The organism is Portibacter lacus, assembly GCF_021533215.1.
Lineage (GTDB): Bacteria > Bacteroidota > Bacteroidia > Chitinophagales > Saprospiraceae > Portibacter > Portibacter lacus.
This window is the reverse complement of record NZ_JAJNKA010000003.1, coordinates 32,250-45,817: the sequence shown is the minus strand read 5'-3', so window position 1 is coordinate 45,817 and position 13,568 is coordinate 32,250. Positions and strand designations below refer to the sequence as shown.

Here is a 13,568-nt window from a genome sequence, read left to right as displayed (position 1 = left end):
ACCTTTTATTTGTTACATCTTTTCATCTATCCCCATAGATCCATTTGTGTAAATAATTATGCAAGACAAAGAATTATTGAGCGCCATTCGAGAAGGGGGACGCGCTAAGAGATTGGCGGTAGATCATCTATTCAATAGTCATATAGGCATGATGCAAACTGTGCAAAGCAAGCTCCACCTGTCTGCTGATCAGATTAAAGATATGTATGCTGATACCATTTCTGCGACTATATGGAATATTGACACGAATAGATTCAAAGGAGAATCAAAACTAAGTAGTTACCTATATCGTATCCTTTATAATAAGTCAGTTGACCTTTTAAGACACACTACGACTAATAAAAATGTAGCATATTTAGAATTGGCTGAAGAGTCTTCTGCTCTGATTTCAGAAGATCAAGATAGAATACTTGAATCAAGTCTAGATGTACAGATCGTGAAATCTGAATTATTCTATATGGGTAATCCATGCAGTAATATCATTATGGATTGGGCATTTTGGGGCTACGACATGGCTGAAATTGCGAGCAGAAATAATCTAGAAAACGCAGATAAGGCTAAGAAAAAGAAATATAGTTGTATGAAAAAATTACGATTACTACTTAAATCTAAAGGTATTAGCGATCTATGAAAAATGATGAAAAAACTTTTGAAAAGTATTTTGCTGGCAATATGTCAAGTACTGAAGCCAAGGCATTCTCTGCAATTTTAGCAAATGATAAAAGCATTAAGGATGAATATGATTACTTCTTAGCAGTTAAAAAAGGAGCTCATTTGCTTGAAAGAGACCAGCTAAGATCTAAATTAGCTAAGATCGACGTAAGGAATGAGGCTGTTGCAGATGAATCACCTAGAAAAACTAACCGTTCTATCATCACTATCATAAAATGGGCAGGTGGCATTGCTGCTATCTTTCTGATTGCATTCTTTGCTTTTTATGCTCCTAATCAGATAAACTCGGAAGATCTTTTTGCTCAAAATTTTGAAACGTATGTTGCACAAGCTGAAAGAGGTAGTTCTTTAGATGAAATGAAAGAAGTATACAATGATGGAGACTATAATGCATTTCTAAAGATGACTGAAAATGTAGATGAAACTCCTGAACTCCAGATGATGATCGCGAATGCATATATGAATAAGAATCAATTTGTGGAAGCGATTAAAACATTGACCAAAATAACAGACGACAGTGTCTTGAGAGATAAAAAATACTGGTACCTTGGCTTGAGTAATCTTAAAATCGGCAATAGAAAAGAGGCTATCCAACATTTTAATTATCTCTTATCTATCAGTAATTATAAAAAAACAGAAACTGAAGAAATTCTATCTAGTATTCATAAGTAATTCTAAGCAACTGAATCTATATCATCTTATAATAGCTCTTGCTTTTTTGATAAATGTCAATGTTAGCGCTCAGTCTTCCGGAAAAGAATTCTTCGATCTGGGAGAGCAACTAGCTAATTCAAATGAATATGAGAAAAGTAATAAAGCCTACGCACAGGCATTGACCTACTTCATTGCGGAAGCAAACTGGCCTCAGTACTATCAGACCCGATACGCCATAACATACAATTATGTAGATCTCTATCAATTCGAGAAAGCTGAAAATGAAATCGAAGAGGCAATTGCTCACTTCGAAACCAAATACAAAGACACATTTATTATTCAGCAACCACGATTATATCATGCTGCAGGTCAAGTTTACTTAGACCTTCATCAATATGATAAAGCGATTGCAAATAATAGACGTGCGATGAAATATTATCAAAGTATTTCAGAAGAAAATGATCGGATCAAGTACACTAGTTATATGTACAACAACATTGGAACCGCTTACAAGCAAAAGCGGACGATGGATAGTGCGCTTTTTTATTACCAATTAGCTCTTCCTCTGAAGATCCAAGTACTAGGAAATAATGCCAATAGTACTTTACGAACTATTAAATCAATCTCTGGAATATATCAAGATTGGGGACAGATAGATAAGGCTATAGAAACACAAACTATTGCTCTAAACGGTGCAATTGCTGACGGTAACAAAGATGCTGAAGCACAAGCATACAATGGTTTGTCTCAAATGTATCAGCGCAAGAATGACTTCGAGTCGTCTAAAATCTATATCTCTAAAGCAATGGAGATCTATAAGGAACTTTCACCCAAATTTGAAATAGATCTAGCACATTCCTACCACCAAATGGGTAATGTATTAGAATCCGCGAAATCGCATCAAGAATCCATTCAGTGGTATACCATTGCAAAGCAAATGTATAGGAAGATTCACAATGGCAAGTACAGTTACCAAGAAGGTAACTCAACCATGAATCTGGGGAAGGCTTACAATTATCTTGCAGGCCAATTAGAAGAAACGTCATCAGACATTGATGCTACTCATCCTGACGTAAGAGCCTTAAGAACCAAAGGAATTGAGTACTACGAGGAAAATGAAAAGATTTTCGAAGCTTCGGTTTCTAAAGACCATGCTAGATGGATAGAATTATGGTTAAGCAAAGGTGTGTGTTACTTAGAAAATAGAGATAGCCTGCTTGCTCACGACCTTTTCTTGAAAGCTTATGATAGAGCTTATAAAATGGCACCGGAAAAAAGTTATGACCGGTCTTTAGCATGTCTTAATTTAGCGCGGACAACAAAGGATGCCTCGAAGGCTATCGAAATTTACCAGCAAGGACTTTGGGAGCTATCCAGAGGATGGGAATATGAAAATCCAGAGGATAATCCCAGAGCTGACCAAGTTTTCTATGAAGATTGGTCGGTGCGAATCATGATTAAGAAAGCTGAGAAATTACAAGAACTGGCTAAGCTTGAAAATAATAACCAATACCTAGATGCTGGGCTGAAAACTATTCTTTCAGCTGATCAATTACTAGATGAATCTCGAGCTTCTTTTTTAACAACTTCTGCAAAGATAAATCTGGGAAATCAGGGGCATGCAGTTTATGCTGAAGGTCTCGAAATCTGCTACCAAATGGGTGATCTGGAATCAGAAGCCTTTTATTTTATAGAGAAAGATAAAGGACTAGTGCTCTTAGAGGCGCTTCATTCTGGAAAGAGAATCCAAGATGTAATGATACCAGATAGCCTTTCAAGTGAATTGCGCAGAATTAATGGTAAGATCGCAGAACTCACTGCTGAGCAAAATCAATTCAAGGAAGATGATCGATATGCCATCATAAGTGCACAAATATTTGACTTAGAACAAGAGCGCAAAAGAATTAAAGCTAAGATTACTAAGCTTTATCCGATAACTGCAAAAATAAGCGAAGAAGGTCAAACCCTTTCACTAGGTGATGTCCAAAACCAACTCGCACCTAACAATGTAATTTATGAATATCTGAAAACTTCTGAATATCTCTATATTCTAAGAGTGGATCAGCATTCGGTGAAGCTTTATAAAGAAAAGGTTGTTGATTTTGAAGCAGATCTAGACTCTTTACTTTCGATCATTTCAAATGAGAAAATTGCTATTAATCAAAGTAATTCTCGCACAGTCTATTATGCTTACCAGAAATATGCATATCGGCTCTACCAGAAGCTATTACCGAATTACAATAAGGAAGATTTATTAATTATTCCAGATGGGAATTTGAACTACTTACCGTTTGAATTGCTCTTAACGAAACCTGCTTCGGGTGAGCATATTAACTATAGTCTTCTACCGTACTTGCTAAAATCAGGAACTGTTAAATATTCCTTTTCTACTTCCTTGCATTATGCAGATGTAGAAAGATCTGAAAGGAAGCAAAATCAATTGTTAGCAGTAGCTCCTATTTATCCTAGTTCACCTTCTGGGTTTATAGCAAGTAGAGCTGGATTCTCTTCTTTGCAATATACTGAAAAGGAGGCGACTGCAATCAGTGACCTCATGGGAGGTGATTTTTTAATTGGGAAGGATGCGACAGTTGACAAATTCATAAAATCGGCAGCTGATTACAAAGTACTTCACCTCGCAATGCATGCATACACCCATGACAAAGATCCGATGCTTTCGGGAATGGTATTCTCAGAGGGTGAATCAGGAAGTGATAACATATTGCATGCTTACGAGTTATACAATATGAATATTCCAAGTGAACTGGTGGTCTTAAGTGCCTGCAATACTGGACTTGGACAATATAAAGAAGGAGAAGGGGTGATGTCACTGGGCAGAGCTTTTCGACACGCTGGTACGAATAATGTCATTATGAGTTTATGGCAAGCGAATGATGAATCCACCAGAGAAATCATGACCAGTTTTTATAAGAAAATCGAGAATGGCGAACCGAAAGCCTTAGCACTCCGAAATGCAAAATTGGATTACTTAGCAAGCAGTTCAAATGTCTTTCCTTATTATTGGAGTGCATTTGTATTGCTAGGAGATGACCAGGTATTAACGTTGAATAATCATAATAGCATGTATTTTGGGTTAACTATATTCCTGCTTTTGATTCTTGTATTTGGTGGATTTTTGATTAAAAGGCGACGGGAAAAGGGCATTCCGAAATAGTGCATTATCTATTTTGTCAAAGTGCTCATATTTTACTGATGATAAGGCTTAATATAATGGAGAGGATTGCTCAGCTATAAATTCGATTTAAGTCAAATTTGTGTTCTAATTTTCTGATTTTAAAATTAGAACTTAGAAAATGTTTAGATTGTTGTAGATTTGATTTTATACTTAAATGTTATCGAAGATAATTGCCTTTACTTTTTTTTCCCATCCAACACGGCCATCTATGAGCACACCAGCAATCACTTTGGTACACATCTTTATTTAAATAATTAAAAAATTGACCGTAGTAAGATTGTTAATTGGTGAGGTGACCATTGTTATCCTTTTTAATTCAATGCTTTGTGCTCAGTCGGAGCAATTTGAGATAGAATACTTGCATGAATCCCATACGAGCAGTATATCTATAGATGAGGATGCTTATGTTTGGTTTCCGAATGAAGAAAACAATGACTTTTACCGCTACTCAGGCCATGCTCACGCATCTTAATGTAGGTTTTGATGAAGTGGGAAGTAATACTATTCTGAGCGTAAAAATAAGTTTGGCCATTAAGAATAAGCTTATATCCTAATCGACTAATTATCCGAAATAAGCTGATTGGAAAAATACAAGAAATTCAATAATTCAACTTGTTTTGCAATACTTGTTTCTATGAGCTTAAACTGGCCATTAATATATTTTTCTTGTCGTTTATTCAAGAGAAAAACAGAGCTTTCACCATAGTTGAATTTTTCATTTTCTCCTTCGAGAAGTAATCGATAACTTTCTACATTTTTACCAAGTAAAACGACTTGCTCTTGAAGAACAAATTGCTGTAACCAACTGCTTTCTATCTTATTCTGTAATTCATTCCTTTTTTGGTCAATGTCTAAATTAGCTTCTTGAATTTTAACTTCTCCTTGTTGAATCGCCGCTCTTTCACTTCGCATAAGTAAGGGCATAGAAAAGTTAAATCCCCATTTATAATCATTCACAGAGAAACTCGGGATGAGACTATTCGAAGATGTCGCTAAAAGAGGATTGTATTTAATCTTCAGTTTAGGTTTCAATTTTTCCCTCTTCAGTTTTTGCTCTAATGCTAGTAAACTTAATTTGTTTATGGTAGACTGAATGTTTGGATGATTAGAGAGGTTAGCATTCTCGAACTTATCATAGTTGCTGAACAACGGATTGATATAATTTTCTGGAATGGTATTATTTTGTAACTCAATAGGCAAGTCTTGATACCATAGGTAATTCTCTACCATTTGCCTTGATTTGATCAATCCCAATTCATTTTTTTGCGTGAGGGAGATGACGTCTTGATAGGCAATGTAAGCTTCTAAGGTATCCATTGCTGTTTTCTCTCCACTGAAAAAGGACTCTTTAGTATTATTGAAATAGGTATCTGCAATCACCTCATTTTCTACGAGAACTTTTCTAAAATATACATATTGTTGCCATGTTAGATAAGCCGTAGTCGCATTATAGATTAAATCATTTAAGATCAGCTGCTGTTCAACTTTTGCTTGGTCTTGGAATATTTTTGCTTGATCGAGTGCTGTTCTTCTCTCATTAACTAATAAACCCTGGAGTACATTGACTTCTAATCCCAAGTGCCATAATCCAAATTTATCCGTTTTGTTTTCAGGGTTAAGGAAGACACCTTCTGTATTCTCATATCCACCTACCACGTCAACACCATAACGAGTTGGCAATTTTAGTTTAGTTTGATATTGGCGATAATAAAGTTTGTCACTAAAGTTTTTCTGATTCCAATCCGCATATATTTCGGGGTCTAAATTTCCTTTTGCACTAAGCATTTCTGCCTTTGCAAATTTAATTTTTAAGTCTGCTTTTTTAGCAATGGGATGGTACTGAATAATATTTTCTAAGTATTCATTATAGGTAAGAATGGTAGTGTCTGACTGGGCATGGGCCACCTGAAAGTGACTCCCTAAGAGTATGATCCAAAAAGAAATGCTCGATAAGAAGACGCGCTTCATTACTTTATCAATTTTAAATTATGAGTGTTTTTTCCATGAGGCACAGGTTTTCCATTAACATCAACTTTAACAAATACGATATTATCAATTCGTATGATGGTTTGTTTCGTAAATACATTCCTGACTTCGCATGAAAAGCTTATGGAAGTACGTCCGATTGCTTTAAAATCTAACCCGATTTCAATAACATCACCTTGCTTTGCAGAATTTACGAAGTCAATTTCTGAGATGTACTTTGTCACTACATTTTTCGTGTCCAGTTTAATCATAGCATTTATGCCAGCTTCTTCGTCGATCCATTGTAGCAAAACTCCTCCAAATAAAGTATTTCGAGCGTTAAGATTCTCTGGTTTTATCAATTTACGGGAATAGAAATTCATATTATTTAACTGATTTTAAAGGTGCTTTTCTTTTTAATTCTTTTGTGCTGACTTTCTCTGCAGTATAAAAATCTGGCGGGAAACCATTGAGTTGTCTCCATACTTCATACCAGATGGGTACTTTCTTCAATAGAATGAATGCATTGACACCAGTACCGATGCTCAATTTTTCTGGCCAATCTTTCTTCTCAATATTAGGGCTTATCAATATTCTGTAGTAACCGTTTTCATTGATGAATTTATCCAGTGCGACGATGGTACCTGAAAAGACTCCAGTCGAGGATTCAGGCCATCCACTTATTACGATTGCCGGCCATCCATCAAAACGAAGTTGGACCGTTTCACCAGTGCTTAGTAGTGGTATATCTTGTGGTCTGGCGTAAATTTCCACAGCAAGTTTGTAATTAGATGGCATGATCGTCGCGATATCTATTCCTTCTTTCACGGTTTCTCCGATCCCTTTTTTCAGGGTTTTAGTAATGTATCCGGACTGTGGCGCGGTGATGTAATAGAATTTTTGTCTTTCGCTGTAGTTACTGTATTGATTTCTGAGTTTAGAAGTCGCTGCTACACTTTCTAATTTAGCAGAAACTGCTGATTGTTTTTCTGATTGGGACTTTGCCAATTTATCTGCATAATCATTTTCGATAGATTGGATTTCTATGGTTAGATTTACGAGTTCATTTCTTTGATTAAGCAGTTTATTTTCTTGGACACTTACTTTTGCTTTTGCTGCTTGGTTTTTATTTTCTTTTTCTTGAAGCTCGGATAGTGTTTTTAAGCCTTTATCATATAATTCTTTTGTCCGTGATAGTTGATTGGTAGCGATTTCATAATTGTTCTTATAGACGATTAAGTCTATACTATCCATACTTATTTTATTACGAGCTTGCTTGATTTTGTTATAATTCTGTTCTTGTTTTAACTTTAAGGCACCTTGAAGAGCGATGTATTGATTAACAAGTGCAGATTCTTTTTCAGAATAAGAATCTATGCTTTGGGATTTCGCATTGATTTGTTCTGTTGTTCGCGCAAGCAATTCTGGGTCAAAGTATTCGCTTTTTACTTCCGAAATAAATACAATAGTATCGCCCTTTTCCACGAAATCACCTTCTTGCACATACCATTCTTCCAGTCGCCCTGCTATAACCGACTGAATACCTTGTGGCCTTTGCTCTGGAGAACGAGTAGTTACATATCCTTTAGCACTGATATTCTGCGTCCACGGCAGAAATAGACATAAAAATAGGATCAATATAAATCCAAGAGACAACCAGAGGGTTAACCTTTTTATCCTACTTTGTCTAATTAACTTGTAGGAGTTAAATTCTTGTAAATCAACAGAATCTTTTATGGAGTTTTCAGAAATATTAAGCATAGCTAGATTCTTTAATTTTTATTAAGGTTAATAACCTTGTTACACTTTTCTTTCCAATAGTAAAAATCAGAGATTACCAAAACGGTCCAATCTCGTTTTTCATCCATGATATAATCGATAATCTTTCTCTTCTCATCTTCTTCGATAAATAGCAATGGATCTTCCATGAGTAAGAGTTTCGGCTTGCCAATGATAATTCTCGCTACAAGTAATTTCTGTATGATGGATCTTGGTAGTCGCCGGCCTCCACTATCCACGAAACTATCTACACCTTGTGGTTGATGAATTAGATAATCGTCCAGGTTGAGTAATTTTAGCGTTTCAGAAATTTCTCGATCACTTATATTTCTACCTATAACGATATTGTCCTTGAATGATCCTTCGAAAATTTGATTCGTCGGAAATGAAACGCCGAAGTTTTCGTATAGCTTTTCCATTTCATAGTTAATAAACGGAACATCATCGATATACAATTGGCCCTCTTCTATTTCATGAATTCCAGATAAGATTTTCAATAATATGGATTTTCCACTACCAGATTCACCAGTGAGCAAAACCTTATCATTGGCATTGATTTCAAACGATACTTTGTCTATTATTTTATTCTTATCATCAGGAAAACCAAAAACAATTTCTTTGGCTCGAAGTGATAATCCTTGCTCCGTAATAACAGTCGCGTTTCCGCCTTTTTTATCTAGTTCAATGTCTGTGATATAACCTATTTTGTCTAATGCAGTCAATACATCATAAATGGTATCGATTATTCTTAGAATCTTTTCGATAGAATTGATGATTAAGATAATGATGATTTCCGCAGCTACAAATTGGCCAATGTTCATTCGCTCTTGGAATACTAGATATCCCCCTAGCAATAATAATCCAGCTGCTACGATCACTTTAAATCCGATAAAAAGTCTGAATTGACTAATAAGAACCTGGAAATGCTTCTCTCTTGAAACCAAATAACCTTCTACGATGTCGTCTGTTTTATTTAAGTGAAATTTGTTTTTAGAGAATAATTTGAAACTAGTATTAACTCGTGCAATTTCTTCTAACCAGTATGCCAGCTGATATTTGTACTTGCTTTCTTTTAGACTAGTAGTTAGTCCTTGGGGGCCAGTGAATTTAAAAATTATCCATAGAATTATCGCTAAGGAAAATCCAAGAACAATAAAATAAGGGCTATAAACAGCAAGTAGGGTTAAGCCAAAGATGATCTGGAAAGCAGCCAGTGAAAAATCAATTAAAATTTTAGGAAGCCCTTTCTGAATAGTAAGGGTATCGAAAAATCGATTGACAAGTTCTGGGGCGTGGATTTTATCTAATTGGATAAATGATATTTTCGGAATCCGATAAGCAAATTCTAACGCTGAGCGAGTAAACAAGTCTTGTTGGATGTTTTCTACTATTCTGAGTTGAAGAACTTGAATAATACCAGTTATCGTAATTCCGACTAATACGAAGCCTACTAAAATTAACCAAGTGGTTGTATATTCTCCAGTTTGAAGGAAGTTAATAATTGCTTGAATTCCGAGTGGTAAGGTAAGGTTGACGATCCCGATGAAAAGAGCATATGCGTAAATTTGTCTAATTTCTTTCTGATATTGCTTTAGAAGTTTCCAAAACCTTCTCATCGGCGGCATCCCCATATATTCTGAATTTTGTTTATTAACAAGGAATGTAGAGATTTGTTTATGATTTCAAATATACTTTTTCGAAAAAACGTTTACTAAAAAGTGTTGCAACAATAGATGACGTTCTGGTCGTTTCATAACTAGAATTTAGATAGAAAAGCATTTGCCTTAATGATGAATTCTTCTCTTGTTTCACCTTCATGTGCTCCGTGGGCAACATTAGGAAGAACCCAAAGATCAGACTTAGGTAAATTTTTCTTAGCTCGAAACACTTCTATGAAATCCATTCCTTCGTCATTATCACCAACCATGATAAGTACTTCTGGCTTTATGGTTTGTAAGTCTAGATCACTTAATCGGACTGTATAATTCTTAAACTGTTCCATCATACCTATGATTTGTTCATCACCTTTATGCAATGTCTGAAGCCAAGGGAAATTATTACGATTTTCGAATGTAAATGCTTGTAAGTAATCTGGGAAATCTTTAATAGACCAAGTGCCAACTGCACCGATGGTGATCATAGATGTGACTAGAGGAGGATTAATTAAGGCTAATTGATACAAGACATCTCCACCAAAACTGAATCCAATAGCTTTGACTTTTTCTAATTGTAAATATTGGATCAAGGCATCCAAATCATGAGCGACGGACTTTATAGACAACTCTTCCTTAAATGGTTCTGATTGACCGTGACCTGTTAGATCGATAATATAAACTTCATATTCATTCTCAAAATCCTTAACATATGGTTTCCAAGATATAGAGGATTGAGTATAACCATGCAATAGAATTAGAGGTGAGCCTTCACCATAAGCTTCATAGTAAATTTTTTTTCCATTAATATGTACGAGTTCTGATTTCTTCGGTACTTGGGAAATTGCAGCTGTTGTCATTAAAATTAGGAATATTAAGTTTGTTATTTTTATCATATAGTTTTGGTTGCTGCTCCGCTAATTTTTACAAAGCCATAATATGTTTTCTATTAATGAATAGCTAAAGAAATGTACTTGTTTTATTATTATCAACGGTGAAGAATTAACTAGGGTTAATTTTAGATGCTGATTAAGGATTTCTTTTAATGCAGAAGTTGCTTCATTTTCACAAAGCTAATCAAAATTGATCAGTTTAATTTTTAGTTTCACTTCGTTGATAAGATCAAATGCTTTTTTATAAAAGATCCATAAACATCAGTGAAATAACTATTGTCCTTCAACTTTAATTGATAGGTCAAATTTTATATATTTGTAGACTTCGAAAATTGACATACATAAAACTTTATATAAACAATCCATTCCATTATGATTCGTAGATCTTTCTTTCAAAAATCCACTGCCGCTTTATTAGCTTTAGGACTGACAGGTAAAACATTGACCACGAAAAAAAATAAGAAGAAGGCAAAGATTTGTTTGAATGTGGAAGAGAATAATCTATCCTTTTATTCCGAGGCAATTAAAGAACCACTTCGTATTTTTCATATTACAGATACGCATCTTTTCAAAGATGATGAAAGAGGAGTTCCTTATCAAGAGTTTAGTGGCCGAATGGCGAAAGCTTATAATTCTACAACCCATTTTAAAACGCAAGAAAAGACCAATCCAGAAGAGACTTTTGTTAATACACTTAAATTAGCAAAAGAAGCCAATGCAGATCTATTAACATTGGTGGGTGATTTATTTAGTTTTCCGTCTGAGATTGCGATCGAATGGGTGTTAGAACGATTAAAAGAGACGGGCATCCCTTATATTTATATCGCTGGAAATCATGACTGGCATTATGAGGGAATGGAAGGAAGTCTCGATGAATTGCGAGATACATGGACTCGAAAGAGATTATTGCCGTTATATCAAGGAAAGCATCCGCTCATGGCGACCACTGATGTGAAAGGCGTTCGGTTTGTGGCGATTGATAATTCTACTTACGAGGTAAATAAGGAACAGCTTGCATTCTTTAGAGAGCAAGTGGACAGTGGAATGCCGCTTGTCGTTTTAGTTCATATACCGATGTATGCTCCTGGAAAACGAATGTTATTTGGTTGCGGAAATCCAAATTGGGGAGCAGAGAATGATACCAATTATAAAATAGAACGAAGACCGAAGTGGCCAGCATCGGGACATAGCCAGGCGACTTTTGATTTTCATAAGGAAGTATTTTCTGCACCAAATGTGCTCGGTGTTTTTGCTGGACATACGCATCGATTTTCCATGGAATTAGTCAAAGGTACGGCACAAATAGTAACGGATGATAATGCTAGTGGAGCTTATTTGAATGTTGAATTTTCACCCTTTGAAGATAAGGATAAAAAACTGATCATAGAATCATAGAATCATAGAGTTACCCATATTGATTTTAAGATACATAGCAATTATTCTATGTCAATTTTTAAGTATTTCATTACTGCTTCATCACCTTGTAGTAGACCTTTAGGTCTTGGATTTTTTTCATTAAAAACTTTTAATTCTTCCTTAGGCAAAATAGTGACAAATTCTTCGTTAAAACCTGAATCATCAGTAACCATCCGGCTGTTGAGGTCGAGGTAGTGAGAAAAGAAATTGTAGACAGCTGCTCGCTTAGAATATCCATAATCATGCTTTTCTAGCGGTAAGTGTACATTTTCTGTTCGGTTTTCAGCATTGTATAAAGCGTATACTTTTTGGATGTAAGGGAATTCAATTCTGGGAGTGTTTCTGGTCCAGTCATTACCGTCTGAAACCAGAATCATCGGTCTAGGAGCATGGAGAGCGGCTATTTCGACATTATTCGTCTGGTGGTTTTTGCTTTTATGAACAGGCATGCCACTTTCGCAAGCGCAACCTCCGAAAAAATGAGCAGAGACTTGAACTACGGGAGCCGAAGCCTTAATTCGATCATCTATTGCAGCCAGCATGAAAGTTTGCGTTCCACCACCAGAGCCACCAGTCATTCCTATGCGTTCTGGATCTACATCAGATCTTGAAAGTAGGTAGTCTAGAACCCTTTGGCTGTTTTTGGTCTGAAGGAGCAGACTTATAGGCATTTTGTGAGTCACTTGGTTGGATTCTCCGTATCCCACCATATCATAAGCAATCACAATTGCACCCATTTTAGCTAATACAGCACACCTCTTTTGAACATAATCCGTAAATCGCTTATCTGCTAGATGACCGTGTGGGCTCAGAATAGCAGCCAACTTTGATTTATTAGAAATCGGGCGATATAGATTTCCAGTTACGTAAAATCCAGGGAAACTTTCGAGGGCAAAGTTTTCGACGGTATAGCCATCCATTTCTCTCTTATTGGTAATGATTTCTTTGAAATTTCCCACTGTCCTTGGCATTTTTTCGAACTGCATTCCTTTAAGAATTTGAGCTTTGATTCGTCTTGCTCTTTCTTCCCAAGAGGTTACATCATCCCATGATGCAGCAAATTCTTTCATTTTCAGATTGGCCTCATCTTCCGACCAGTGCCCACCTTGGCAAAGCATAGATTCTTGACTGAAAAGCGAATGGCCTATTAAAGAAAAAATGATTAGAGAGAGGAGTACTTTTAAATTTACATTCATTACTTAAAGCTTTTTAATTTTGTGTATTCTGTATTTTAATGTCAAAAGTCAATATTTAAAAATGATAAAATGCTAAAGAAAGGGTTTGCTTAATAAGCACTCCATCCTCCGTCCAACACAATCAAAAGTGTGAAAGCTGAAAAAC

The 13,568-nt window shown here is 35.7% G+C and carries 11 protein-coding genes; 5 read left to right on the top strand and 6 right to left on the bottom strand.

The window, feature by feature from the left end; genetic code table 11:
- The first annotated feature begins 58 nt into the window (after positions 1 to 58).
- From L2586_RS05370 to L2586_RS05355, 4 genes are all read left to right on the top strand, one after another.
- The gene (locus L2586_RS05370) at positions 59 to 631 is read left to right on the top strand and encodes an RNA polymerase sigma factor (RefSeq protein ID WP_235291770.1); all 573 of its coding nucleotides are present in this window, start codon (positions 59 to 61) and stop codon (positions 629 to 631) included.
- Entirely contained in the window at positions 628 to 1,344 is a 717-nt protein-coding gene (locus L2586_RS05365) for a tetratricopeptide repeat protein (RefSeq protein WP_235291769.1), read from the top strand. Before L2586_RS05370 ends, L2586_RS05365 begins: the two co-directional genes overlap by 4 nt.
- 46 nt (positions 1,345 to 1,390) lie before the next feature.
- A complete protein-coding gene (locus L2586_RS05360) occupies positions 1,391 to 4,501 on the top strand; it encodes a CHAT domain-containing protein (protein WP_235291768.1) in 3,111 nt (1,036 codons plus the stop codon).
- Between the two features lie 283 nt (positions 4,502 to 4,784).
- Entirely contained in the window at positions 4,785 to 4,994 is a 210-nt protein-coding gene (locus tag L2586_RS05355; RefSeq protein ID WP_235291767.1) for a hypothetical protein, read from the top strand.
- 86 nt (positions 4,995 to 5,080) lie between these two features.
- Here L2586_RS05355 and L2586_RS05350 read toward each other — a convergent pair whose 3' ends face one another.
- The 5 genes from L2586_RS05350 to L2586_RS05330 form a co-directional block, all read right to left on the bottom strand.
- Positions 5,081 to 6,490: a TolC family protein gene (locus tag L2586_RS05350; RefSeq protein ID WP_235291766.1), complete on the bottom strand. Its 1,410-nt coding sequence runs from the start codon at positions 6,488 to 6,490 to the stop codon at positions 5,081 to 5,083.
- Positions 6,490 to 6,870 (bottom strand): acyl-CoA thioesterase, encoded by a 381-nt coding sequence (locus L2586_RS05345; RefSeq protein ID WP_235291765.1) that lies wholly within the window; start codon positions 6,868 to 6,870, stop codon positions 6,490 to 6,492. The genes L2586_RS05350 and L2586_RS05345 overlap by 1 nt, the downstream gene beginning before the upstream one ends.
- Position 6,871: 1 nt before the next feature.
- Positions 6,872 to 8,248, bottom strand: coding sequence for an HlyD family secretion protein (locus tag L2586_RS05340; RefSeq protein ID WP_235291764.1), 1,377 nt, complete (start codon positions 8,246 to 8,248; stop codon positions 6,872 to 6,874).
- 11 nt (positions 8,249 to 8,259) lie between these two features.
- The gene (locus tag L2586_RS05335) at positions 8,260 to 9,897 is read right to left on the bottom strand and encodes a peptidase domain-containing ABC transporter (protein WP_235291763.1); all 1,638 of its coding nucleotides are present in this window, start codon (positions 9,895 to 9,897) and stop codon (positions 8,260 to 8,262) included.
- A gap of 125 nt (positions 9,898 to 10,022) precedes the next feature.
- Positions 10,023 to 10,814 carry an alpha/beta fold hydrolase gene (locus L2586_RS05330; protein ID WP_235291762.1) on the bottom strand — a complete coding sequence of 264 codons (792 nt, stop codon included), beginning with the start codon at positions 10,812 to 10,814 and terminating at the stop codon, positions 10,023 to 10,025.
- A 369-nt stretch (positions 10,815 to 11,183) separates the two neighbouring features.
- Here L2586_RS05330 and L2586_RS05325 point away from each other — a divergent pair, with 369 nt between their 5' ends.
- Positions 11,184 to 12,206: a metallophosphoesterase family protein gene (locus L2586_RS05325; RefSeq protein ID WP_235291761.1), complete on the top strand. Its 1,023-nt coding sequence runs from the start codon at positions 11,184 to 11,186 to the stop codon at positions 12,204 to 12,206.
- 41 nt (positions 12,207 to 12,247) lie between these two features.
- On the opposite strand, the gene L2586_RS05320 is transcribed toward L2586_RS05325, so the two are convergent.
- On the bottom strand, positions 12,248 to 13,423 hold the full coding sequence (locus L2586_RS05320; RefSeq protein ID WP_235291760.1) for a CocE/NonD family hydrolase: 1,176 nt from the start codon (positions 13,421 to 13,423) through the stop codon (positions 12,248 to 12,250).
- Positions 13,424 to 13,568 lie beyond the last annotated feature (145 nt).

Bases quoted from the DNA above. Each gene is read 5' to 3' on its own strand.
- L2586_RS05365 (WP_235291769.1), top strand. From the start codon at position 628: ATGAAAAATGATGAAAAAACTTTTGAAAAGTATTTTGCTGGCAATATG.
- L2586_RS05325 (WP_235291761.1), top strand. From the start codon at position 11,184: ATGATTCGTAGATCTTTCTTTCAAAAATCCACTGCCGCTTTATTAGCT.
- L2586_RS05370 (WP_235291770.1), top strand. From the start codon at position 59: ATGCAAGACAAAGAATTATTGAGCGCCATTCGAGAAGGGGGACGCGCT.
- L2586_RS05350 (WP_235291766.1), bottom strand. From the start codon at position 6,490: ATGAAGCGCGTCTTCTTATCGAGCATTTCTTTTTGGATCATACTCTTA.
- L2586_RS05320 (WP_235291760.1), bottom strand. From the start codon at position 13,423: ATGAATGTAAATTTAAAAGTACTCCTCTCTCTAATCATTTTTTCTTTA.
- L2586_RS05330 (WP_235291762.1), bottom strand. From the start codon at position 10,814: ATGATAAAAATAACAAACTTAATATTCCTAATTTTAATGACAACAGCT.
- L2586_RS05345 (WP_235291765.1), bottom strand. From the start codon at position 6,870: ATGAATTTCTATTCCCGTAAATTGATAAAACCAGAGAATCTTAACGCT.
- L2586_RS05335 (WP_235291763.1), bottom strand. From the start codon at position 9,897: ATGGGGATGCCGCCGATGAGAAGGTTTTGGAAACTTCTAAAGCAATAT.
- L2586_RS05340 (WP_235291764.1), bottom strand. From the start codon at position 8,248: ATGCTTAATATTTCTGAAAACTCCATAAAAGATTCTGTTGATTTACAA.